This is a genomic window from Zunongwangia endophytica, from assembly GCF_030409505.1.
GTDB classification, from domain to species: Bacteria; Bacteroidota; Bacteroidia; order Flavobacteriales; family Flavobacteriaceae; genus Zunongwangia; species Zunongwangia endophytica.
Window position 1 is genome coordinate 1,427,196 of sequence record NZ_JAUFPZ010000002.1, and the last position, 25,152, is coordinate 1,452,347.

General features: G+C 34.8%; 23 protein-coding genes. 11 read left to right on the top strand and 12 right to left on the bottom strand.

From position 1 onward, the window contains the following. Window positions 1-1,230: an HD domain-containing protein gene (locus tag QWY91_RS06350; protein WP_290232738.1), complete on the bottom strand. Its 1,230-nt coding sequence runs from the start codon at window positions 1,228-1,230 to the stop codon at window positions 1-3. Between the two features lie 124 nt (window positions 1,231-1,354). Here QWY91_RS06350 and porX point away from each other — a divergent pair, with 124 nt between their 5' ends. The 6 genes from porX (at window position 1,355) to QWY91_RS06380 (ending at window position 6,055) form a co-directional block, all read left to right on the top strand. Then, a complete protein-coding gene (porX, locus tag QWY91_RS06355) occupies window positions 1,355-2,905 on the top strand; it encodes a T9SS response regulator signal transducer PorX (RefSeq protein ID WP_290232741.1) in 1,551 nt (516 codons plus the stop codon). A gap of 107 nt (window positions 2,906-3,012) precedes the next feature. Beyond that, the gene (gene tsaE, locus QWY91_RS06360; protein WP_290232743.1) at window positions 3,013-3,417 is read left to right on the top strand and encodes a tRNA (adenosine(37)-N6)-threonylcarbamoyltransferase complex ATPase subunit type 1 TsaE; all 405 of its coding nucleotides are present in this window, start codon (window positions 3,013-3,015) and stop codon (window positions 3,415-3,417) included. A 294-nt stretch (window positions 3,418-3,711) separates the two neighbouring features. Continuing rightward, window positions 3,712-3,858 (top strand): hypothetical protein, encoded by a 147-nt coding sequence (locus QWY91_RS06365; RefSeq protein WP_270064001.1) that lies wholly within the window; start codon window positions 3,712-3,714, stop codon window positions 3,856-3,858. Further along, the gene (locus QWY91_RS06370; RefSeq protein WP_290232750.1) at window positions 3,821-4,378 is read left to right on the top strand and encodes a hypothetical protein; all 558 of its coding nucleotides are present in this window, start codon (window positions 3,821-3,823) and stop codon (window positions 4,376-4,378) included. The genes QWY91_RS06365 and QWY91_RS06370 overlap by 38 nt, the downstream gene beginning before the upstream one ends. Before the next feature lie 68 nt (window positions 4,379-4,446). Then, on the top strand, window positions 4,447-5,646 hold the full coding sequence (locus QWY91_RS06375; protein WP_290232753.1) for an alanine dehydrogenase: 1,200 nt from the start codon (window positions 4,447-4,449) through the stop codon (window positions 5,644-5,646). A gap of 28 nt (window positions 5,647-5,674) precedes the next feature. Then, a complete protein-coding gene (locus tag QWY91_RS06380) occupies window positions 5,675-6,055 on the top strand; it encodes a hypothetical protein (protein WP_290232755.1) in 381 nt (126 codons plus the stop codon). 58 nt (window positions 6,056-6,113) lie between these two features. Here the strand turns inward: QWY91_RS06380 and bcp are convergent, their stop codons facing one another. Continuing rightward, window positions 6,114-6,563 carry a thioredoxin-dependent thiol peroxidase gene (gene bcp, locus QWY91_RS06385; protein WP_290232757.1) on the bottom strand — a complete coding sequence of 150 codons (450 nt, stop codon included), beginning with the start codon at window positions 6,561-6,563 and terminating at the stop codon, window positions 6,114-6,116. Window positions 6,564-6,594: 31 nt separating this feature from the next. Between bcp and QWY91_RS06390 the strand changes: the two genes are divergently transcribed. After that, window positions 6,595-7,263, top strand: a complete 669-nt coding sequence (locus tag QWY91_RS06390) for an endonuclease III domain-containing protein (protein ID WP_290232760.1) — start codon at window positions 6,595-6,597, stop codon at window positions 7,261-7,263. Window positions 7,264-7,309: 46 nt separating this feature from the next. Here QWY91_RS06390 and wrbA read toward each other — a convergent pair whose 3' ends face one another. The 3 genes from wrbA to QWY91_RS06405 all read right to left on the bottom strand — a co-directional run bounded on the left by wrbA (window position 7,310) and on the right by QWY91_RS06405 (window position 8,830). Further along, window positions 7,310-7,909, bottom strand: coding sequence for an NAD(P)H:quinone oxidoreductase (gene wrbA, locus QWY91_RS06395; RefSeq protein WP_290232762.1), 600 nt, complete (start codon window positions 7,907-7,909; stop codon window positions 7,310-7,312). Window positions 7,910-8,030: 121 nt separating this feature from the next. Continuing rightward, window positions 8,031-8,183, bottom strand: a complete 153-nt coding sequence (locus tag QWY91_RS06400) for a hypothetical protein (RefSeq protein ID WP_290232763.1) — start codon at window positions 8,181-8,183, stop codon at window positions 8,031-8,033. A gap of 62 nt (window positions 8,184-8,245) precedes the next feature. Then, a complete protein-coding gene (locus tag QWY91_RS06405) occupies window positions 8,246-8,830 on the bottom strand; it encodes an RNA polymerase sigma factor (protein WP_270063993.1) in 585 nt (194 codons plus the stop codon). Between the two features lie 227 nt (window positions 8,831-9,057). Here QWY91_RS06405 and uvrA point away from each other — a divergent pair, with 227 nt between their 5' ends. Both uvrA and QWY91_RS06415 read left to right on the top strand, forming a co-directional pair. Beyond that, window positions 9,058-11,847 carry an excinuclease ABC subunit UvrA gene (uvrA, locus tag QWY91_RS06410; RefSeq protein ID WP_290232765.1) on the top strand — a complete coding sequence of 930 codons (2,790 nt, stop codon included), beginning with the start codon at window positions 9,058-9,060 and terminating at the stop codon, window positions 11,845-11,847. 170 nt (window positions 11,848-12,017) lie between these two features. Further along, window positions 12,018-13,253: a hypothetical protein gene (locus QWY91_RS06415; protein ID WP_290232770.1), complete on the top strand. Its 1,236-nt coding sequence runs from the start codon at window positions 12,018-12,020 to the stop codon at window positions 13,251-13,253. Window positions 13,254-13,352: 99 nt separating this feature from the next. On the opposite strand, the gene QWY91_RS06420 is transcribed toward QWY91_RS06415, so the two are convergent. The 4 genes from QWY91_RS06420 to QWY91_RS06435 are packed head-to-tail and all read right to left on the bottom strand — an operon-like array spanning window position 13,353 to window position 18,870. Continuing rightward, entirely contained in the window at window positions 13,353-14,813 is a 1,461-nt protein-coding gene (locus QWY91_RS06420) for a lipopolysaccharide biosynthesis protein (RefSeq protein WP_290232771.1), read from the bottom strand. 3 nt (window positions 14,814-14,816) lie between these two features. Then, window positions 14,817-16,097 carry a glycosyltransferase family 4 protein gene (locus QWY91_RS06425; protein WP_290232774.1) on the bottom strand — a complete coding sequence of 427 codons (1,281 nt, stop codon included), beginning with the start codon at window positions 16,095-16,097 and terminating at the stop codon, window positions 14,817-14,819. Between the two features lie 3 nt (window positions 16,098-16,100). After that, entirely contained in the window at window positions 16,101-18,515 is a 2,415-nt protein-coding gene (locus QWY91_RS06430; RefSeq protein ID WP_290232777.1) for a YfhO family protein, read from the bottom strand. Between the two features lie 58 nt (window positions 18,516-18,573). After that, the gene (locus tag QWY91_RS06435) at window positions 18,574-18,870 is read right to left on the bottom strand and encodes a DUF4834 family protein (RefSeq protein WP_290232779.1); all 297 of its coding nucleotides are present in this window, start codon (window positions 18,868-18,870) and stop codon (window positions 18,574-18,576) included. A gap of 108 nt (window positions 18,871-18,978) precedes the next feature. Between QWY91_RS06435 and QWY91_RS06440 the strand changes: the two genes are divergently transcribed. Next, entirely contained in the window at window positions 18,979-19,899 is a 921-nt protein-coding gene (locus QWY91_RS06440) for a transporter (RefSeq protein WP_290232782.1), read from the top strand. Window positions 19,900-19,977: 78 nt separating this feature from the next. Here the strand turns inward: QWY91_RS06440 and capB are convergent, their stop codons facing one another. The 3 genes from capB to QWY91_RS06455 all read right to left on the bottom strand — a co-directional run bounded on the left by capB (window position 19,978) and on the right by QWY91_RS06455 (window position 24,575). Beyond that, a complete protein-coding gene (gene capB, locus QWY91_RS06445; RefSeq protein WP_290232783.1) occupies window positions 19,978-21,243 on the bottom strand; it encodes a cysteate-C-fatty acyltransferase in 1,266 nt (421 codons plus the stop codon). Between the two features lie 141 nt (window positions 21,244-21,384). Next, window positions 21,385-22,425: a cysteate synthase gene (gene capA, locus QWY91_RS06450; RefSeq protein ID WP_290232787.1), complete on the bottom strand. Its 1,041-nt coding sequence runs from the start codon at window positions 22,423-22,425 to the stop codon at window positions 21,385-21,387. An 89-nt stretch (window positions 22,426-22,514) separates the two neighbouring features. Next, window positions 22,515-24,575, bottom strand: a complete 2,061-nt coding sequence (locus QWY91_RS06455; RefSeq protein WP_290232789.1) for a S9 family peptidase — start codon at window positions 24,573-24,575, stop codon at window positions 22,515-22,517. A 133-nt stretch (window positions 24,576-24,708) separates the two neighbouring features. Between QWY91_RS06455 and QWY91_RS06460 the strand changes: the two genes are divergently transcribed. Next, window positions 24,709-25,035 carry a YbaB/EbfC family nucleoid-associated protein gene (locus tag QWY91_RS06460; RefSeq protein WP_290232792.1) on the top strand — a complete coding sequence of 109 codons (327 nt, stop codon included), beginning with the start codon at window positions 24,709-24,711 and terminating at the stop codon, window positions 25,033-25,035. The last annotated feature ends 117 nt before the right edge of the window (window positions 25,036-25,152 follow it).

Below are 25,152 nucleotides of genomic sequence, written 5' to 3' on the forward strand. Positions count from 1 at the left end.
TTAATGTTTCGACTTAGGATAACATATATAAAATTTAGTCACCGTTTTTGATAATGCTTTCAAATTAAGTTGGTCAGAAACTTTAATTACATCATTAATCTTTCCATTTTTATGAAGAATATTAATATTATTCTTTTCTCTAGTATACGCCAGATTCGCTATTTCTCCTGTAAAAACGAAATAAGAAGCTTCTTTATCAGATAAGTTGTACTTCTCTTTTAATTGATTAGTATGTTTTTCAATTTTAGCTGAAGATGTTTTTTTCTTCTTCAATTTAACTTTTAAAAGATCTCGATTAATGACCATTTTGCATAAACTGCTTAATATAAAGTCATCGTGATTCATCCATTCTTTCATTGCAAGGATAATATCATAATCATCAAGGCAAGCGAAAATCTTTAAGGTTTCAGTATCAAAACTTTCTGCGGTAACCTTGTTTTCTAGAAAATAGCTAAGTGCTTTACTTGCGTTTAGTGAACTGCCGGCGGCCGTTAATTCTTTTGCTCTCTTCAGCACTCTAATTAATAACTGTTCTGCTACTAAACTTGTTTTATGCAAATAAACCTGCCAATACATCAATCTTCTCGCTACCAGAAATTTTTCTACGGAATAAATTGCTTTTTCCTCTAGTACCAATTCGTTATTCACCACATTCAGCATCGTAATTAACCGATCACTATTGATGTTTCCTTCAGTAGTACCCGTATAAAAACTGTCCCTTTTCAGATAATCCAGTCGATCCATGTCTAACTGACTTGTGATTAACTGATACATGAATTTTCTAGGGTACTTGCCGGTGAAAATCTCGATTGCCAGCGTTAAATTTTGGTTAAAAACTTCATTCAATTCTTTCATAAAAAGAAGCGAAATAGACTCGTGATCTACGCCTTCAACAATACTATGTTCCATAGTATGAGAGAATGGACCGTGCCCAATATCATGTAATAATATGGCAATTTGTAAAGCTTCTTCTTCCTCGTCGCTTATCTCAACTCCCTTAAAGCGAAGTATTCGCACCGCTTTTTGCATTAAATGAACACATCCTAAAGCATGATGAAATCTTGTATGGTGTGCTCCCGGATATACCAAGTAGGATAAGCCCATCTGAGATATTCTTCGTAACCTTTGAAAGTAAGGATGCTCTATAATATTAAAGATCCGCTGACTTGGTATGGTAATAAATCCGTAAATTGGATCGTTTAGAATCTTGAGTTTGTTTTGTGAAGCCAAGCTTTATTTAATTATATGGTAGAACAAAAATAGACATTGAAGCTCTTTTGGATCAATTTATATCCAAAAAGAGCAATATAAATTAAAAATATAAATTTTTAACCGGCTTATAAATTAATCAAGCATGAATAATATCAAAATACTATGGGTTGACGATGAGATCGACCTTTTAAAACCACATATTTTATTCCTGGAATCTAAAAATTACGAAGTGTCCACTTGCCAAAGTGGTACTGAAGCAATCGATAAAATCGACGAAGATCGCTTTGATATCGTTTTTCTAGATGAAAATATGCCAGGTTTAACCGGTTTAGAAACCTTATCTGAAATTAAAGAAAAACAAGGAAACCTTCCTATAGTAATGATCACGAAAAGTGAGGAAGAATATATAATGGAAGAAGCTATAGGCTCTAAGATAGCAGACTATCTTATCAAGCCAGTAAATCCAAATCAGATTCTACTTTCCATAAAGAAGAATTTAGATCATTCGAGACTTATTTCTGAAAAAACTACTTCGAACTATCAGCAGGAATTCAGAAAAATTGCAATGGATTTAATGAATGTGAATACCTATGAAGATTGGACAGATATGTACCAACGTCTAATTTACTGGGAACTTCAATTAGAAAATATTGAAGATAGCAGCATGTTCGAAATTCTTGAAACACAAAAACAGGAAGCTAACAATCAGTTTTGCAAATTCATCGATAAAAATTATCCTGAATGGTTTAAAGACAATGCAGAGGCGCCTACAATGTCTCATACATTATTTAAAAGAAACATACTTCCTGAAATTAATAAGGAACAACCTACTTTACTGGTAGTGATCGATAATTTACGTTACGACCAGTGGAAAGCATTTGAGCCAATAATAGCGAATTATTATAAAAAAGAGAAAGAACAGCCATTTTGTAGTATTTTACCTACTGCAACGCAATACGCTCGTAATGCTATTTTCTCTGGATTGATGCCTAGTGAAATGGAAAAACTCTATCCACAATACTGGAAGAACGATACTGATGAAGGCGGAAAAAATAATTTTGAAAATGAATTTCTAACCGAACAATTAAAACGTTTAGGAAAAGATTTCAAACACGAATATCACAAAATCAGTAATCTGAAGGCGGGTAGAAAACTAGTTGAAAACTTCAAAACTCAAAAAAATAACGATTTAACCGTCGTTGTTTACAATTTTGTAGATATGCTTTCTCATTCTAAAACTGAAATGGAAGTAATAAAAGAGTTAGCTTCTAATGATAAATCGTACCGTTCATTAACTGAAAGCTGGTTTAAAAATTCTCCTTTATTAGAAATTATTCAACAGGCGCAACAATTAGGATTTAAATTAATTATCACAACAGATCACGGTACGATCAACGTTAAAAATCCAAGTAAGGTGATCGGTGATAAGAACACTAGTTTAAACCTGAGATATAAGACGGGTAAGAGTCTTACCTACGAGAAAAAAGATGTGCTTGCGGCCAAAGAACCCAAAGCTTTGCACCTGCCAACACTAAATATGAGTAGTTCCTTTATTTTTGCGAAAGGAGATTTATTCTTTGCATACCCAAATAATTACAACCATTACGTAAGTTATTTTAGAAACACCTATCAACATGGTGGGGTCTCTTTAGAGGAAATGATCATACCTTTTGCGGTGCTTTCGCCAAAATAAAATGTGAAGGAATTCTAAAAGAAATAATGCTAATTTATACACCAAATTAAACCTGATAGTCTCTATCGGGTTTTTTGGTATATTTACACAATTAAATAATTGTTAAAATGGAGTTTAAATACAGTTTATCGGAGATCGATAAAGCTATTGAATTCATTCTGAAAAACACAACTAGTAAAACGATTCTCTTCTACGGAGAAATGGGCGCAGGAAAGACCACACTCATTAAAAAGCTCGTAGAAAAGCTAAATATTGAAGATCGGGTATCCAGTCCTACATTTTCTTTAGTGAACGAATACAAATCTGAAAAAGAAACTATTTTTCATTTCGATTTCTATCGAATAGAAGATGAAAATGAAGCTTATGATATCGGTTTTGATGATTATTTAGAACAACAAGGGTGGAAATTTATTGAATGGCCGCAGAAAATTAAAAATCTTTTGCCCGAAAATCATCAAAATTTGATCTTGGAGAAATTAGATATAGAGTACAGATTGTTAAAGTTGAGTTAATGAAATGTGAAAAGAGTTTAAATCCATTAGTTTTTTTGTGCAATCTGGATTAGCAATTTTTGTATTTTTGTCAAAAACTATAAAATATAAAATTGTGCATTCTTTTTTATTTTAAGCATAACAGTTAAAAATATATAAATCTATAAGAATTTAACGAAAAGCCATAAATCCGATAAAAAGCGGCAAAAGTACGATTAATGTATTTACTAATAGAAGGTTATCTCGTAGTACGTTTGTATCAGAAACAAAACGAAATACGATTTAAAAATATTATTAAGAACAAAACCAACTATTATGAAATTAAAAGCATTATTATTCGGAGCAGCTATTTTTGGAGCATCAATTTTCGTAACTTCAACAACTGATAACGACCAAGCAAATGACCCAATCAAAAAGCAAGCGGTTGATAGGACAACGATCAGGATTCCTGTTAACGGGTAGTATTATTGCTTTATTAATAGCATTTTCACCTTATTTATTTTATTTATATGAAATTTTCCCAGACGGTCCTGTTTGGGAAAATTTTTTATTTAGTTATGAAAGTAAATACTATTTAAACGTAATGACTGCAATGTGGACTTATCTGGGAAAGATAACTCCACTATTTTTATTACTAATTTGGTTTTTCACTTGTAAACATTGGTGGTATCATGTAATATTAGTTCCAACAATCATGTACGGATATCAATTAATTACAGCGTTATACCAAGATATGTATATGGACGTAAAACCAATGGATACTAATCAATTAATCTATTTAGCACCATTCTTTATTATAATTATCTGCATTGTCTACTTAATTCGAATAAAGATATTCGATAAGATTTATGGCATAGATTTGAGCGAAATTGAAGAAACCAATATTTCAGTTTTTTCTGCTACGTCTGAAAAGGATCTGGAAGAAATGGATGATGTGAAAAATTCTTCAGACACCGATGAAGATTATTACGCTAAACTTTAGATAATCCATTCTTGCTATTTCAAAAATAATTGTAATTTAAATTTTCCTAACCAGCTGAAAAGAAAATTATGAATGAACAGGTTTCTCCTTTTACCAAAGAAGAGCTTATACCTCAAGAAGAAAAACTTGAAATTTATAAAAATAAAGGAGAACTATTTATAGGAATTCCTAAGGAAACCTCTTATCAAGAAAAACGAATTTGCCTGAGTCCGGATGCCGTTCAAGCAATTACTGCTCATGGGCACCGGGTAATGATAGAATCTGGAGCTGGGAACTATGCCAACTTCAGCGACAAAGACTACTCTGACGCGGGTGCCGAAATCACAAAAGACACCCAAAAAGTATTCTCTTGTCCTACTATTCTTAAAGTAGAACCACCATCCATCTCAGAACTGGAGATGATGAATCCGCAAACTATTCTAATTTCTGCGCTTCAGATAAAAACTCAGAGTAAAGAATACTTTCAAAAATTAGCTTCCAAAAGAATAACAGCTCTTGGCTTCGAATTTATTAAAGATAGTGATGGCAGCTATCCAATCGTTAGAGCTTTAAGTGAAATTACTGGGACAGCATCTGTTCTTATCGCTTCAGAAATTATGAGTAATAACGGAGATGGTAACGGACTTCTATTTGGGAATATAAGTGGCGTACCTCCTGTTGAAGTGGTTATTTTAGGTGCTGGTACAGTGGGACAATTCGCAGCCAGATCGGCTATTGGTCTAGGTGCGAATATTAAAGTGTTCGATAGTTCCATTACCAAGTTAAGAAATCTACAATCTTCATTAGGATGTACTTTTTATACAAGTACGATTCAGCCAAAAAATCTAAGTAAAGCGCTAAAACGTTGTGATGTACTTATTGGAGCTGTACGCGGTAATAATCGCTCACCGGTGTTAGTAACCGATGAAATGGTCGCTTCTATGAAACGAGGTGCAGTGGCTATCGATGTAAGTATCGATGTTGGTGGTTGTATTGAGACTAGCGAGATTACCAGTCACGAAAAACCAATTTTCACCAAGCATGAAGTAATTCATTATTGCGTACCAAATATTCCTTCTCGCTATGCTAGATCAAGTTCGCTTTCTTTAAGCAACATTTTTACACCATACCTATTGCACATTGGAGAAGAAGGCGGATTAGAAAACACGCTACGTTTTGACCGCGGATTGCGAAATGGTTTGTACTTTTACCACGGAGTTTTAACCAATAAATCTATTGCAGATTGGTTTGATCTTACGTATCGGGATATTAACCTCCTGATTTTCTAGCAATCAACGTTTATTTTAGTTAATTTATATGAATCTATTTCAGCGTCTAGGATATTTTTCTGTCGGACTTTTTATGGGAATTGTTATTCTCATTTTCTTTTTAAGCGGAAAAAAAACCAGTTGTTCCTACTTTCCGAATGCCCGAACGCTTAAAAATATTAGAACCAAAGAACGCCAATTTGATAAAAAAGCAATAAGCTTCTTTTCTAAAAATAGTATTGACACTAGTAATGTTTCAGCGATATTAGAAGATGGTGACGTACACTTTAAAGAAAGTATTACAGATAAAGATTCGTGTAATATTTATCTAATTTCAGGAGAAACGACCAAAAAACCGATTCAATTTAAAGTGGAAAATTGCGATAGTATTGCGAAAATTTACGATGTAGATTTCTATTCTGAAGATTAAAAAAGCCCGCTAAAATTTTACAATATTAGCAGGCTTAGCTATTTATGTTATTCAGAAATTATAGAATTTGGGCAGCGTGATCTTTGGTTTTCACCTTTCCAATAACTTCTTCTATATTACCTTCTTCATCGATAACGAAAGTAGTTCTATGAATACCGTCGTATTCTTTCCCCATAAACTTTTTAGGTCCCCAAACTCCGTAGGCATTAATAACTTCTTTCTCCTCGTCTGCTAGTAACGGAAACGGAAGTTCATTTTTCGCTTTAAAATTGGTTTGTCTACGTTTAGAATCTGCACTAACCCCTAAGATTGAATAACCTTCTTTTTCAAATACTTCCCAATTGTCCCTCAGGTTGCATGCCTCTGCAGTACATCCTGGTGTACTTGCTTTTGGATAGAAAAATAATACTAGTTTCTTTCCTTTAAAATCAGAAAGCTTAACTAAGTTTCCATCTTGATCTTCTACTGCAAAATCTGGTGCTTTATCTCCGGCTTTTAATCTCGTCATAATTCTTATTTTTGCATAAAATTAAAGCTTTATGAACAAACAGCAAAAAGTGCAATTTGTAATTGACACTTTACAAAATATTTATCCTGAAATTCCTATTCCTTTAGATCATAAAGATCCTTATACCTTATTAATTGCTGTTTTACTTTCTGCACAAAGTACAGATGTGAAGGTAAATCAAATTACACCGCTTTTATTTGAAGTTGCCGATACACCGCAAAAAATGGTGAAATTAAGCGTTGAAGAAATTAGAGAGATCATAAAACCTTGTGGATTATCACCTAGGAAGTCAAAAGGTATTCATGGTCTTTCTGAAATATTACTAGATAAATATAATGGGCAGGTACCGGCAGATATTGAAGCTTTGGAAAGTCTTCCTGCTGTTGGTCACAAAACAGCTAGTGTAGTAATGGCGCAGGCATTTAATGTACCTGCGTTTCCCGTCGATACTCATATTCAGCGACTAATGTATCGATGGAATTTATCAAACGGAAAGAGTGTTGCCCAAACTGAAAAAGATGCTAAACGATTATTTCCAAAAGATTTATGGAATGATCTTCATTTGCAAATAATCTGGTATGGCCGCCAATATTCACCGGCAAGAGGTTGGGATCTAGAAAAAGACATTATTACTCAAACTATCGGTAGAAAAACAGTTCTGGCAGATTATGAAAAGAAACTAGCTAAAAAAAAGAAATAAAAAAACTCCGGAAATTCCGGAGTTTTTTTTGTATCTAGTTTAAAAACTATGCCTTTATTTTTGACGCTAAGCTTACGGCTCTTTTCACCTGAGCTGCAATTGCTTTCTTATCTTTCTCTGATAGGTCACTTCCGCCTACCATACTAAAACCATAAGGGTTACCACCGGTTTCAAAAATAACAGGATCTGTATATCCAGGATTTGCGATTACCGCGCCCCAGTGCATCATCGCTTTATATAAAGAAATTAGAGTAGCTTCTTGTCCTCCATGAGGATTTGCAGCACTTGTCATTCCACTTACTACTTTATCGACTAATTTTCCTTCTTGCCATAATGGTCCTGTTGTATCCATCAAACTACTAAACTGTGATGGCAGGTTACCATATCTTGTAGGCGCTGAAAATATAATTGCATCGGCCCAATCAAAATCATCGGCAGAAGCTACTGGAATGTCTTTAGTCGCATTATAATGCTTCACCCAATCTTCGTTTCCTTTCATAATTTCTTCAGGAACCGTCTCTTCTACTCTTAAAAATTTAATCTCTTTTACTCCTAAATCTTTAGCAGCTTCTTCAGCTACTTTAGACATTTGATAATTGGTACCGGTTGCGCTGTAATAAATGATAGCAAGTTTTATATCTTTCATAATTTATTTTTTTCTAATTTAAAACGAATATGCTAGCTTAGGAAAAAACAAGTTTTAAAGTTTTGATAATTCTCTTAGAATCTGATCAATAATAAAGCCTGCACTTAGCAGGCTGTAGGTTTTAATTTAAAAGCATTTCATAATCTTCAGTCTTACCAGGCAAAACTTTTAATGCTTTCGAATAGTTTAATAGAAACTTGATGGTTTCTTCTTTAGGCTTCAAATGTTGTGATTTTTCTTCTCTCGAAGGTTTTTCAAAGTAAATGTTCTCCATTAAAACGTTATTAAGATGGTTATACAATTATATAACGACACTCATAACGTAATATTGCATCATTAATTTGTTAAAACCATATTATGCTTTTCTATAATTTTTCTAAGATTTATCAAAGCATATCGCATTCTACCTAAAGCCGTATTAATGCTTACTCCGGTTCTTTCAGAGATTTCTTTAAAACTCATCTCTTTATAAATACGCATGGTAAGCACCTCCAATTGGTCTTCAGGAAGTTCTCTAATTACTTCGCGCAAATCGGTTTCGATCTGATCTTTAATAATTTGTTTTTCGGCATTTAATCCTGAATCACTTAAAACTGAAAAAATATTGAAATCACCGCTATTATCAAATTTCGGCATTCTTTTATTTCTTCTAAAGTGGTCAATCACTAAATTATGTGCAATACGCATCACCCAAGGTAAAAATTTACCTTCTTCATTATATTTTCCTTTTTTTAAAGTGTTGATGACTTTGATGAATGTGTCCTGAAAAATATCTTCAGATATATCTTTGTCAAATACCTTAGAATAAATGAAACTGTAAATTCTTTGTTGATGACGATGAATAAGTTCTGAGAGGGCCAATTCGTTTCCGTTAATGTAGTCTTTAACAAGAATGGCATCTGTTACCTTAGTTTTTTCCATACAGTTACTTTTAAAGGGATTTACCCTGTCTTAGAATAGGTTATTTAGATAAAAAGTAACTGTGTTTAATAGGCAACGTTGTTTTTTAGATTGGCTTCAAATATAATAAACAAAATTTAAGAAATGCAAACGAAAGCTTAAAATTTTAACAATACTATAGGATTTTAATGGCTTTTCGCACTGGTATAGATTAAGTACCTTTGCATACTTATTGCTAGAAAGAGACCATGAATATTGATTTAGAGAAAATAAACCCCAAAGAAAATATTATTATTAAGGGTGCAAAACTGCACAATCTTAAAAATATAAACGTTGTTATACCGCGTAATAAACTGGTAGTGATTACCGGCCTTTCTGGCTCGGGTAAATCCAGTTTAGCATTCGATACTTTATATGCCGAAGGACAACGGCGTTATGTTGAAAGTTTATCTTCGTATGCGCGCCAATTCCTGGGAAGACTGAATAAGCCAAAAGTCGATTATATTAAAGGAATTGCACCTGCAATAGCTATCGAACAGAAGGTAAATTCTACCAACCCGCGATCTACCGTAGGAACTTCTACTGAAATTTACGACTATCTAAAATTACTTTACGCACGTATCGGTAGAACATTTTCTCCGGTATCAGGTAGAGAAGTAAAAAAAGATTCGGTTACCGATGTGATTAAGTTCGTCAAAGCATTTCCCGATCGTACGAAACTCCTCCTCCTTGCTCCTATTTTTGTGGAAGAAGGAAGAGATTTGGATGAAAAAATTAAAATTCTTGCACAACAAGGTTACAGCCGAATTAAAATTGCAGATGAAGTTCTTAGAATTGATGAAGCCGATTTAAGTAAAGCTAAGCCTGAAAATACTTCTCTCGTCGTAGATCGTGTTATTAAAAAGGATGATGAAGACTTCTATAATCGATTAGCCGATGCTATCGAAGCAGCGTTTTTTGAAGGTAAAGGGGAATTATTTGTAGAAACACTTGCAGATAATAAATTACATCACTTCAGTAATAAATTTGAGCTTGATGGAATGAATTTCTTGGAACCCAACGTCCATTTATTCAGTTTTAATAATCCTTACGGTGCATGTCCAAAATGTGAAGGTTATGGCGATGTAATCGGTATTGATGCAGATTTAGTAATCCCTAACACCGGTTTATCTATTTACGAAAATGCTATTTATCCATGGCGTGGTGATAGTATGAGTTGGTATCGGGATCAATTGATTAATAATTCTCATAAGTTCGATTTTCCGATACATAAACCTTATTTCGAACTAACTCAGGAGCAACAAGATTTGGTATGGAACGGTAATCAATATTTTGAAGGATTAAATCAGTTTTTTGACTTTTTAGAACGAAAAGCTTACAAGATTCAAAATCGTGTAATGTTATCGCGTTACCGCGGAAAAACAAAATGTTCCACCTGCAACGGAAAGCGATTGCGACAAGAAGCAGAATATGTAAAGATCAACGGAACCAGTATTACTGAACTGGTTGTAAAACCTCTTGATAAAGTAAGAGCCTTTTTTGCCGAGTTGAAATTGGACGAATATGAAGAGGTAATTGCAAAACGCCTGCTTACTGAAATCAATAACCGACTTAAATTCTTATCTGAAGTAGGCTTAGATTATCTTACACTAAACCGGAAATCGAATACCCTTTCTGGTGGAGAATCTCAACGTATTAATCTGGCAACTTCTTTAGGTAGTAGCCTTGTAGGCTCCATGTATATTTTGGATGAACCTTCGATTGGTTTGCACCCGAGAGATAGCGAGCGCTTGATAGGTGTTCTTAAAAACCTGCGCGATTTAGGGAATACCGTAATTGTTGTAGAGCATGATGAAGAAATCATGAAAGAAGCCGACGAAATTATCGATATAGGTCCTGAAGCTGGTACGCATGGTGGTCATGTGGTAGCAACAGGAACCTTGAAAGAAATTCTGAAATCAGATTCACTTACCGCGCAATATCTCACAGATAAAAAACGTATCGAAGTTCCTAAAGAAAGAAAAAAATGGACTCGAGAAATCAATATTCTTGGCGCAAGAGAAAACAATCTTAAAAATATTGATGTTACTTTTCCATTAGGAATATTTACCGCGATTACGGGAGTTTCAGGAAGTGGTAAAAGTACGCTGGTAAAAAAATTACTTTATCCCGCAGTACAGAAACAACTTGGCGGTTATGGTGAAAAGGTAGGCCAGTTTAGCGGAATTAAAGGAGATTTTAAAAATCTAAAATCAGTTGAATTTGTAGATCAAAACCCAATTGGTAGATCTTCAAGATCAAACCCGGTAACTTATATTAAAGCTTACGATGATGTAAGAAATCTTTTTTCATCTCAAAAAATCTCAAAAATTAGAGGTTATAAACCAAAGCATTTTTCTTTTAATGTTGATGGCGGCCGCTGTGAAACCTGTAAAGGTGAAGGTGAAGTAACTATCGAAATGCAGTTTATGGCTGATGTTCATTTGCAATGCGAAGCTTGCGATGGAAAACGCTTTAAAAAGGAAATTCTTGAAGTAAAATTCAATGAAAAAAACATTGATGATATTTTAAATATGACCATCGATGATGCTATTGACTTTTTCGACATGCACAACGAAAATAAAATAGCTAATAAATTGCAACCTTTACAAGATGTAGGATTAGGATATGTTCAACTAGGACAAAGTTCTTCTACGCTATCTGGAGGGGAAGCACAGCGTATTAAATTAGCTTCTTTCTTGATAAAGGGAAACACAAAAGATAAAGCACTGTTTATTTTTGATGAGCCGACTACCGGACTTCATTTTCATGATATTCAGAAATTATTAAAATCATTTAATGCGCTGATTGATAAAGGCCATACCGTAATTGTGATAGAACATAATATGGATTTAGTAAAATGCGCAGATTTTGTTATCGATTTAGGTGCTGAGGGTGGCGAAAATGGTGGTTATCTTGTAACGCAAGGAACTCCAGAGCAAGTTGCAAAACATAAAGATTCCTACACAGCAGGTTATTTAAAATCAAAACTGAAATAAATAAAATTAACACACAAATATCTATAATTCAATACTTTAAATCATTTCACCAAAGATATATAATTTCTCTAAAGAGCCTTTAAAAGGCTCTTTCTTAGTTTTTGGCATGCGCTTTGTAATTACTAAGCTGTAGCCAGCTACTACTTCAGTATTAATTAAAAACTTACGCCATGAAAAAATTTACCTTAATATTTTCCATATTGTTTCTAGGTTTGGTGAATATCGCCAAAGCTGACGAAACGAACTTCAGAAATGGCTATAATGATTCCTTCATTTTTATTGAAGGAGGCGTTGAATTTTCAATTTATCCGAATGGTGAGTTCGACTTTTATTATAATCCTGCATTTAGAAGATCTAGCGTTGTAAATATATCAGTTCCGCATGTAAACATCAGTTTTAACTCCGGTTATAATTATGATCCTTACATACAATATGATGATTATGGTGCGGTAATTCAGATAGAGCAAGTACCTGTGTATTATGACTATTATGGTAGAATTGTTCAGGCTGGAGATATTGTAATTGATTACGATCGTTATGGATATGTAATGAATGTAGGAAATCTATTTGTTCAATACGATCCATACCATAGAATCGCTGGATATAGAGGTTATATTAATGCTTATAATAGAGGTTATGTGTATCGTCCTTGGCATCGATACTATAGAAGACCAAGAGCCAATTTTAGCGTGGTATTTAATCGCCCATACAGAGCATATTATCAGCCTTCTAGAATCACATATGTAAAACATGTGAATTATTATAATACTCATCACAATAGGAGATCTTATAAAAATTTCCATAGACCGGGAGAAAAGGTAAGAAGTTATAACCGGGGAAGAAGAGTTGCTGAGCGTAGAGATGTGCGATCTAATAGATCTAGTTCTAGAAGAAGTGATCGGGTAGCAACTAGGTCTCAAATTTCAAGAAAGGATAATAATAGATCGACTAGAAGCACTTCTTCTAGAAATCGAAACAAAACGATTATTGGATCTAGAAATGAAAGAAGTTCAACTTCCAGAGGCACGGTAAATAATAGTTCTAGCAGGTCTAGAAATAATGCGAGAATCACCAATAAGCGAGCTTCAGAAAATAATAATAATTCTAGAAGAAGTACAAATTCACGATCGGTAAGAACCGCTCCCAGAAGTTCAAATTCTTCTGCAAATCAAAGAAAAGCAGCTGTAGTGAAAAGAGAGCGTAATGCAAGCACCAGAAGTGCGAATACCAGATCGCAAAGAACGGTAAAAGCGCAACGTCCAACGCAGCAAAAAGAAGTAAGAAGAGCAGCTACAAATAGAAGTAGAAATACAAGTGCCAGAAGCTCAAGATCTAGCAATAGAAGTAACGCAAGAAAAACCTCACGTTCTCAAAGTTCGGCACGAAATGTGAGAACTAGAGATTAGAGTTCATAATTTAATTTTTTGGTTGGTTAGTTGGAAAACCCCCTGTGGCGCAAGCCCGGGGGTTTTCTTTTTACTCTATTTTAGATGAATTGGCTCAAGTTATTTAAGCTTCGACAAAATACCTTGAATCATCCCATTTATATCTTCTGAAAGTCTTAAAGAATATATTACTGAAATATAAAGCAGAACAGTAATGCCACCCTTTAGTGCAATGCTAAAAATAGGATGAAACGGAAATTCCCAGAAATAAAAAGCTAAAGTAAAAATTGAAGTCAGTCCAAAAAGTAGTACACTTTTTTTAGTGAAAGGATGCATTTTAAATTTCTGAAAAACTAAATAGATTTTTGACGAATTATAAATAAAGAAAGCGATAAAAGAAGCTACGGCAGCCCCCTCAATACCAAATCTTGGTATAAAAAATAAGTTTAGAACAAAGGCCAATACGACCAATAATACCCCGATCCCTAATACAAGACGATAATAATCTGAATTGAAAAGAATACTGTTATTAATTGCCAAAACATTGTCGTACAGTTTCACCAAAGAGATTAAAAGCACGATTAGAATACTTAACGAATATTCTTCAGGAATTAGGCGATAAAGCGTGTGCACATTGGTTAAAATCAAAACAAAAATTAGCGCACTTACGATCGACAAGCTTATCGAACTTCGTTTGTAAAGATCTTCTAATTTTTTAAAATTTCTAGTGTTTAAGTATTCCGCAGTAATAGGATTTGTGATTTGATGCATCGCTTTTTGCGGTACAGAAATCACGGTAGCGATATAAATACCAATTCCATAAATTGCCACGTTTTCTATAGGCAAATAAGATTCGATCATTACTTTATCTAAATCCAACAACGCAGTCGCTACAGAAGCTGCAATGAGAATTAACGCGGTATATTTTAAAACTCGTGATAGGTTAGCCGGAAAACTAAATTTCAACGAAGGCCGATGCAGTTTAAAAGCATAACTTCCCATAATTATTAACCGAATTAGGAAAACTATTCCTACTCCGTACATAAAATGATCGGCCTGCAGCAAATCAAAATACACTGAAAATAATAGTATTGTGGTTCCCAGTCTATGAACCACTTCTTTCATAAAATTACCAAAAACACTCTTGTAATAAATCTTAGCCCAGGCAAAAAATACTTCAAAATAAGCCGTTGCGACCGCCAAAAGGTAGATCAGCCAAACGTAAGGTTTTACCAACTCATTACCATCAGAAAAATAATTCAGTAAAAATTCATAAGTAAAATGCCCAATAAGTCCTAAGATTAGAGAAATTCCTAAAGGAAGATAAAGTGCCAAATTCAACAATTTATCCTTCTCTTCTCTGGTTTTATAGCTAGTGAAGAATTTCACGATCGTACTATGCACTCCAAAGGCCATAAAAGGCCACATTAAATTTGCTGCAGAAAGTAGAAAACTAACCAGCCCGTAATATTGCTGATCGAGAAAATAAGTATATAAAAAAAGCGTGTTTAACGCGCCAAGCCCAAACCCCACATAAGTGGTCATCATGTTTTTGACCGACTGGTTAATAATTACGCCCATACTTTAGTTTTTGATCAATTCAGCTAATGTTTTAGTGAGGCTTTTACGCTGATAGTCCTCAATATATTTGCTATTCGAAATTAGTTGGTTTTCGCGATATTTTTGATAAGAACTTAAAATAAAATCTTTTAAGGCCGAATCTTGATGATATTCGAAACTTTCGCCTGAAGTCGTTTCTTTAATAATTTGGGCAACATCCCAGTGCGGCGGCCCAATTGCCAATATTGGACGTTTTGCAGCTAAATATTCGAATAATTTCCCGGCGATAATTCCTTTAGTTTCTTCGGAATTAATTTCGATGAGCAATAAAAGCTGACTTGTTTTCTGAACTTCTAAAGCTTGCTGATGACTTATATAACCGCCAAGCTCTAAATTATCAGAGAGACCAACTTCATTTATACTTTGTAGCACATCGTCACTTACCGCGCCATATAGTTTCAATTTAAAATCGCTACGGAAATTTTTATTTTCTTCGGAAATTTCAGCTAAAACTTCCCAAAGTTTCTTAGGGTTTCTTCCCGATAACAAAGAACCAATATGAGAAATACTGAAAGATTTATCTAATTTCGATTCGGTTTGCAATTCAGTATCAAAACCATTGGTGATTACTGTAATGGGTTTCATAGTTTTTGAAGCAAATTCTTTTTTGGTCGTAAAACTCGTCGTAATAATCTGGTCGGCCGTTTTTAAAACTTCCCTTTCTAATTTCTGATGTTTTGCTGCAGATGATGTGGTTAGTTTTAATTCTTTTTGATAACCAATTTGCGTCCACGGATCGCGAAAATCGGCAATCCAATTTAGGTTTAATTGCTTTTTTAAACCCAAAGCTATAAGGTGCAAACTATGTGGAGGACCTGTGGTGATTACCGTATCAATATTGGACTTTTCTAGGTAAGATTTTAAGAATTTCACCGAAGGTTTTATCCAAAACCTTCTTGCATCGGGAATAAAAAAATTACCGCGAATGTAAAGCATCAGTTTTTGAACCGTGCTTTGCTTTTCTTTCTTTTTAATAATCCCTGAACTTATCGTTTTTGTATCCTTCTTCGATAAAAACGAAGCAAATTTATATGGTTCAAAAATCGGCTGACGTATAATTTCTAAATCTTCTGGAACTTCCTTTTCAAAAGACTCATCAATAAGCGGATAATTTGGATTTTCTGGAACAAAAACTATAGGCTCCACCCCAAAATCACGGAGATATTTTACGAATTTCAACCATCGCTGAACGCCAGGACCACCAGCTGGAGGCCAGTAATAGGTAATGATCAGCACTTTTTTCATAACCTAAGCTTTTTTGCGATACGCAAACACAAATCCCCCTACGATCAGCACTACTAAAATAAGCGTACTGGCTAAAGCAATGCTTCCGCCCGTCTTAATTACTTGTGGCTCGAATTTAAAAGTTACGGTATGCTCACCTTGCGGAATGTTCATTGCTCTAAGCACGTAATCTGCACGAACATGATCCACTTTCTTCCCGTCTATGTAAGCTTGCCAACCTGGTTGGTAGTACATTTCAGAAAAGACAGCTAATTGCCGAATTGAAGTATTGGTTTTATACACTAATTCATTGGGTTGTTCACTTTGCAGTTCGATAGATCCAACTTCATCGTAAACAAAATCCATTTTAATGTCATTCTTAAATCGCTTATCGATAACCGCTACATCTTGCGGATCGGTTTCTTTTAAAGCTGCTATTTCAGCATTTGCATCATCAACCCATTCTACATCTCTTACAAACCAGGCATTCCCATAAACACCTTGATTTTGCTGCGCCTGCACCCCTTCTTCCGTAGGTATAATGAAATATTTCACATTTAGCATGTTCAATATTTTCATGTTATTCTGCGAAATATAAAAATCGTATAAATCCTGCAATCTTCCTGGTTTCGCACCGTGATATCCACCGATACTATTGTGAAAGTAAGATGCTCTAGAGCTGGTTAATGGATCGCCGCTAAGATCAAATACGCGATATCTTGATTGATCTTGCATAATTTGTTGATCTGCCGCATTTGGTTGATATGGTTGCTCCATTTTGCGAGCATTAACAAAGTCATCATTATTTACATAACGACGCGCTACAGGCACTAAATCTGCCAAAAATAAGATGGCAAAACCACCAAGGATAAGCTTTTTAGATATTTTTTCCCGAAGATAGAACCAAATTAAAAATACGCATAACGCTACGAAGATGAAACTACGAATAGCATCACTAACTAACATCGATTGGCGATCTTCTTTAAGAGCATTCATTAGATCCATCCCTAATTGCTGACGAATTTGCCCATCACGTGCGCCACTAAAATCAAATAGAATTGAATTGAACAACACTAAGATTAATGCTAATCCCGCAGTAATTATTGTACTCCATTTTAAAGCTTCAATTTTTTCCTCCTTAGTATGTTTATTAGCAAATAAGCACGATAATCCTACAATTGCCAGTAACGGAACGCAAAGTTCTACAATCACCTGTATCGAAGAAACTGCTCTAAACTTATTATAAAGCGGTATATAATCAATAAAAAATTCTGTAAAAAAACCGAAGTTTTTACCCCAGGAAAGTATCAAAGTCAATAAGGCACCACTGGCTACCCACCATTTTAATCGCCCTTTAATTAGAAATAATGCGAAGACGAATAAAAATAAAATGGTAGCACCAATATAGGCAGGTCCTGCAACAATTGGTTGCTGTCCCCAATAAGTTGGTGCATTTTCGGTAAATTGTTTAGCTTGAATAGGTGAAGCACCCATTTTCATTAATTCTGAATATAATTCAGAATCTTCACCAACATCTTCGGCACTGCTACCTCCCATAAAACCAGGGACAAAAAGATCTAACGTTTCTGCAATTCCGTAGCTATATTCAGTAATATAGTCATAAGTTAAACCAGCTTCCGGTTTCTCATTTCCGTCTGGAGTTATAGACAATCCGGTATCACCTCGCGTACTGTGTGAGGTATATTCTTGTGTTGCAATTAGATTAGTTGCATTCGTACCAATAGCTAAAACTACGGCAACAATCATCACACCTATTGCTTTAAAATACTGCGGAAGTTTTTGTTTCTTAAAGGCATCGATTAAATAAACAATCCCGAGTACGATCACTAAAAGCAATAAATAATAGGTCATCTGAAAGTGATTCGCCTGAATTTCTAGTGCCATAGCCACCGCCAGCAAACTAAAGCCTCCAATAAGTTTTTGTCGGAAAGTGAGAATAATTCCGCCCAAGACCATTGGCATATATGCGATTGCATGCGCCTTAGCATTATGACCCACACCTAAAATTATGATAAAATAAGTGGAAAAACCGAAAGCTATAGCTCCTAAAAAAGCAAGTTTATAATCGATTTTTAAACATAACAATAAGATATAAAAACCTATAAAGTACAGAAATAAATAATCTGCAGGTCGAGGCAGAAATCGCAGTACAGAATCTAATTTCTTTACGTAATTATGTGGATAATAAGCACCAAGTTGATAAGTAGGCATGCCTCCGAAAGCAGCATCTGTCCAATACGGTTCTTCGCCTGTATTCTCTCTAAAGTCAGATTGTTCTTTGGCCATTCCAATATACTGAACAATATCACTTTGGAAGATTTCCTTCCCTTTTAATACCGGATTAAAATAAAAAAGCGCAATAATTACAAATCCCAGTAAAACCAGAATATGCGGAAGAAACTGTTTTAATTTGGCCATTTAAAGATTATTTTTAATCTCCAGAACGCGGAGACTGTCTTATTTAAGAATCCCGAAATTAATCAATTTCTTCGTAATCGATATACTCCCCTACTTCTTTGTTGGATTTTCGATGATTTCCCGGTTTCTTATTAATGCTAACCTTACCTTCCTTATCGGTTTTATTTTGCTGAGTTCTTTGCTGCCCACCGCCAAACTGCTGGCTAAATTGCTGTTCGAACTTTCTCCCCATTTTCCGCATTGCATACTTCAGCAACAATGGGCCAAAGTACTTCAGTAATATTTTAAACCCGAAGTATACTAACATAATTATTAGTATCGTTTTTATCACTCCGGAAAAATCTGCCTGAAACATATAATTTTAATTTCAGCAAAAATAAAAATTAAGGCTTAGAAATGGAAAGCCTACAATCTTAAATAAAAAATAAATTCATTTATCTTTGAAATGAAAAACCTTTACTACATGCAAAAACTAACCGCAATTGTATTCGCCTTTTTAGCAAACTCAATCATATGCAACGCACAGTTCACTGAAACTATTAACTCTAACCGACCAGGACAATCTCAGGGCGCATTTGCCGTAGGAACCGGAGTCTATCAGTTGGAAGCTGGTGGTTTCTTTGGTAATAATAATCATGATCTTCTTGGGACAGATACCGATTTATATGGAGCAAATTATATGCTAAGAGCTGGTTTTCTTACCGATATCCTAGAACTAAGCATTAAAGGAAGATATCAATACGAAGAAACAAGCATACTGCAGGGAGGCCAAGATCGAATTTACGAGAGAAGCAATTTTCCATTTAACACCATCGGAGCTAAGGTATTACTTTACGATCCTTATAAAAACGGAGATAATCGTCGCGAAGTAAATCTAAAAAGCTGGAAGGCCAATCAGAAATTTGACTGGAGAAGACTAATCCCAGCTGTTTCCCTTTACGGTGGTGCTAATGTTACGATACAAGATGATAATCCTTACCGTTTTGAAGGTGAAAATAAATATACTCCACAAGTAACCTTAATTACTCAGCACAATTGGGGTAGATGGGTTTGGGTAATGAACCTTACTGCTGAAAAGTTTACTGAAACTTATCCGAGCTACCAATTTATAGGAACCCTAACTCACGCTTTTAATCCTGAATTTGCCATTTTCGGCGAATATCAAGCCATTTTTGGTGATTTATATGCCGACGATCTTTTTCGCGCAGGAGCGGCTTATTTAGTTACTGATTATTTACAATTTGATATTGCAGGTTTGGCAAATGTAAAAGACACACCGTCTAGATGGCAAGTGCAGGCGGGAATATCGGTTAGACTAAACTTTCATAAAGACAAATCGCCAAATGATCTTTCTCGAGACAATCGCAGTGAATTTGACTTCTAATTAAATTCTTAAATACATAGAAAAAGCCGCTGAAAAAATTCAGCGGCTTTTTTGTTATTCGAAATAATTCTTATTGAATTATGACTTGTTCGCCATTGCTGCTTCAACTGAAGCTGATAATCTTTTGTAAGTTCCGTTCTCCAAACGTTCTCTAATAGCTGAAAAAGCAACTAAAGTTTCTTCAACATCTTGTAACGTATGAGAAGCTGTTGGAATCATTCTAAGTAAGATCAATCCTTTTGGAATTACTGGATAAACTACGATCGAGCAAAACACACCGTGATTCTCACGAAGATCTTTCACCAATGCCATTGCTTCTGGAATACTACCTTTTAAATATACTGGCGTTACACAACTCTGCGTAGTTCCAATATCAAATCCTTTATCTTTTAATCCGTTTTGAAGCGCATTTACATTCTCCCAAAGCTTATTTTTGAGATCTGGTATTGTTCTAAGCATTTCCAGTCTCTTTAACGCTCCAACCACAAGTTGCATTTGCAAAGACTTTGCAAACATCTGCGATCTTAAGTTATACTTTAGGTAATCTATAATTTCTTTATCACCTGCTATAAATGCACCTGTACTTGCCATAGATTTCGCAAAAGTTGCAAAATATACATCAATATCATCTTGCACGCCTTGCTCTTCTCCTGCTCCTGCTCCTGTTTTCCCTAAAGTTCCGAAACCATGGGCATCATCTACAAAAAGACGGAAATTATATTTCTTTTTAAGCTCTACAATTTCTTTAAGTTTTCCTTGCTCGCCTCTCATTCCAAAAACACCTTCAGAAATAAGAAGAATTCCGCCTCCGGTTTGTTCAGCGATTTTAGTTGCTCTTTGCAGGTTTTTTTCGATACTTTCCATATCGTTATGCTTGTAAGTAAAGCGTTGCCCTAAATGAAGACGAACACCATCTATAATACAAGCATGCGCATCTACATCGTATACAATAACATCTTTCTTAGATACTAATGCATCGATTGTAGAAACCATTCCCTGATACCCAAAATTGAGTAAATAAGCCGACTGTTTGTGTACAAAAGAAGCCAGTTCGTCCTGAAGTTTTTCGTGAAGACTGGTGTGCCCACTCATCATTCTAGCTCCCATAGGATACGCAGAGCCCCATTCAGCTGCTGCCTCAGCATCTACCTTTCTTACCTCAGGGTGATTTGCCAAACCTAGATAATCGTTAACACTCCACGTGATAACGTCTCTTCCTCTAAACTTCATTCTGTTAGAAATTGGCCCTTCCAGCTTTGGGAATACGAAGTATCCTTCTGCCTGCTCTGCCCATTTTCCTAAAGGCCCTTTGTCCTTGTATATTTTATCAAACAGATCTCTCATTGAAATTTTTTTATGCGAACCGCAAAAATACTGAAATTCGGTTCAATTCTACAAAGTATTTGTATAGGTTTTAAAAAAACAAAGCATCCTTTATAAGAGGATGCTTTGTTTTTATATGTTTTTGGTATTTAGCAAAATCGATTACTTGATAATTTCTATTGCTTTAACCTCAGCTTCATTTTTTGTATCAAAGAAACCTTGATCTTCCATCCACTTATCGCTGTATATTTTACTCATATAGCGACTACCGTGATCTGGAAATATTATAACTACTTTACTATTTTCGTCAAATTCACCAGCCTCTTGCAATTGTTTGATTCCTTGCATAGCTGCACCACTAGTGTAACCAACAAGCATTCCTTCTACTTTTGCAAGCTCTCTAGCGGTATGCGCACTTTCTTCGTCTGTAACCTTCACAAAACGATCGATAGCATCAAAATCTGTAGCTGTTGGAATTAAGTTTTTACCTAAACCTTCGATTCGGTATGGATAAATTTCTTCAGCATCGAATTCTCTAGTTTCATGGTATTTTTTTAATACTGAACCATAAGCATCAATCCCGATTATATTTACCTCTGGATTTTGCTCTTTTAAATATCTCGCAGTTCCAGAAATTGTCCCTCCGGTACCACTACATGCAATTAAATGAGTGATCTTACCTTCAGTTTGCTTCCAAATTTCAGGACCTGTAGATTTATAATGTGCTTCAGTATTTAAATCATTAAAGTACTGATTGATATATACAGAACCTTTAATTTCATTATGAAGTCTTTTGGCTACTTCATAATAAGAACGAGGATCGTCTGCCGCAACATGCGCAGGACAGACATACACCTTAGCTCCCATAGTCCTAAGCATTTCGATTTTATCTTTCGACGCTTTAGAGCTTACTGCCAGAATGCAATCATATCCTTTTACCTGACTAACCATTGCGATACTGAATCCTGTGTTACCAGAAGTCGTCTCGATAATCGTGTCACCAGGCTTTAATATTCCTTTTCTTTCAGCTTCCTCAATAATATATAAAGCAATTCGATCTTTAGAAGAATGTCCAGGATTAAATGATTCTACTTTAGCATAGAAATCTCCTTTGAAACCTTCAGTGATCTTATTAAGTTGTACTAGCGGTGTTTTTCCTATAAGTTGTAGAACATTGTCGTACACCTGCAAATCTTCTTTCATAAATGAAGTTCTTTACGTTTTAAGCTTGGCTTACCTGAAGCCAGGAAATAATGTTTCAAAACCGTTCAAAGTTAAGGCAAATTTTTTAATTATTCCTTAATTCCGGCTAAATCGAATAAAAAAGCATATTCTTCGGCAACTTCCTTTAGCGCTTCAAACCTACCAGAAGCACCACCGTGACCGGTATCCATATTAGTTCGTAACAAAAGTAAGTTATCGTTTGTTTTCAATTCTCTTAATTTAGCAACCCACTTTGCTGGTTCCCAATATTGTACTTGCGAATCATGTAAACCTGTAGTCACCAACATATTAGGATAATCTTGAGCTATTACATTATCGTATGGAGAATATTGTAACATATACTCGTAATAATCTTTGTCGTTTGGATTACCCCACTCGTCATATTCTCCTGTTGTTAACGGAATACTATCATCTAACATTGTCGTTACCACATCTACAAAAGGTACAGCGGCAATCACACCTTTGTATAAATGCGGAGCCATATTCACAACAGCTCCCATCAATAATCCACCTGCAGATCCTCCCATACCGAATAAATTTTCTTCCGAAGTATAATTTTTAGCAATCAGATGTTTAGAAACATCAATAAAATCGGTGAATGTATTTAACTTAGTGAATAATTTACCGTCTTCGTACCAGTTTCTACCAAGATATTCACCTCCTCGAATATGCGCTATGGCATAAATAAATCCGCGGTCTAATAAGCTTAATCTTACTGTTGAAAAATATGGATCAATTGTAGAACCATAAGAACCGTAGGCATATTGCAACAATGGATTAGTGCCATCTTTTTTAATTCCTTTTTTGTAAACTAAAGAAATTGGAACTTGCGTACCATCATTGGCTGTTGCCCAAATTCTCTCTGAAGTATAATTATTTTTATCAAAGTGACCACCCAATACTTCTTGTTCTTTCAATACTGTTTTTTGCTTTGTGACCATATTGAAATCCACTACCGATGTAGGCGTAGTCATTGAGTTATAGGTATAACGCAAGACATCGGTATCGAAATCTGGGTTTATAGAGGTATAAGCCGTATAGGTTTCGTTATCAAACGGAATAAAATAATCATCGCTTTTATCCCAGCGGATAATTCGTATTTCATTAAGTCCGTTTTTGCGTTCCCCAACAACTAAATAATCTTTAAAAATATCTATGTCTTCCAAAAGAACATCTGGGCGGTGAACGATCACATCGATCCAGTTTTCCTTTCCTGTTTTTGTTACAGGAGTCTTCATGAGCTTAAAATTATAAGCTCCGTCCCTATTGGTTAGAATATAAAAATCATCCTCAAAATGCGAAATACTGTATTCTAGGCCTCTAATTCTAGGTTGAATTACATGAAAATTCCCTTCTGGATTATCTGCTTCTAATACTCGATATTCTGTAGTTAAGGTACTATGCGACCCAATTACAATATATTTTTTGGATTTCGATTTGTAAACGTAGGTATTAAAAGTTTCGTCATCTTCCTGAAAAACCAATTCATCTTCAACAGGATTAGTTCCTAAAATGTGCTTGTAGATCTGAAAGCTTCGCAAGGTCTGGTCGTCCTTCTTAGTATAATACAGCGTTTTATTATCATTTGCCCAGGTAGATCCTCCGGTGGTATTTTCTATATTTTCAGGATATAATTCTCCTGTTTCCAGATTCTTGATTCTGATGGTATATTTTCTTCGGCTAACAGTATCAGTTCCAAATGCTACCATTTTATTATCGGGGCTTACATTTAAACCACCCAAACGATAATAATCGTAACCTTCAGCCATAAGATTAACATCGAACATCACCTCTTCGGGCGCCTGAAGCGTTTCTTTTTTTCTTGAAAAAATTGGGTAATCTCCACCTTTTTCAAAACGTGTGATATACCAATAATGGTTAAGACGGTAAGGCACAGATTGGTCATCTTCTTTAATACGCCCTTTCATCTCATCAAATAAATCCTTCTGAAAATCTTTGGTATGTTCTGTTTGTTTATCGCAATAATCATTCTCGGCATTTAAATAAGCAATTACTTCAGGATCTTCACGATCATTCATCCAGTAATAATTATCAACTCTTATATCGCCGTGAATTTCTAATTCTGCCGGTATCTTTCTAGCCTTTGGTGGCTGCACTGCTTTATTCAAAATAATCAATTTTTAAAGGAATGTAAAGGTAAGGCTTCCCATCAAATTTTATAATTACAGATTCATAAATTCTGTAATGAAGTTGATACTATAATTTATTAGTTTTGTGTGTCTAACTAAAATTGAAATAATTATGTTCGGAGATATGATGGGTATGATGAATAAAATCAAAGAAGCCCAAGAAAATGTTGAAAAGACGAAAGCGAGATTAAAAACGGTATTAATCGATGAACAATCTAGCGACGGACTATTAAAAGTGACCGTTAGCGCTGCAAGAGAAGTTAAAAGTATTGATATCGCAGATGAACTTTTGGAAGATAAAGAGCAATTAGAAGATTATTTAGTGCTTACATTGAATAAAGCGATAGAAAAAGCTTCAGATATTAACGAAAAAGAGCTTGGAGCGGCGGCTAAAGATGGAATGCCAGATATTCCCGGTTTAGATAATATGTTTAAATAAAACTTTAGAAATTAGATCTTAGAAACTAGTTGTGAGACATTAGATTTTAGATCTTTAAGAATAATGATATAAAAAAACCTGCAATATCGATATTGCAGGTTTTTTTATTCTTTTTTT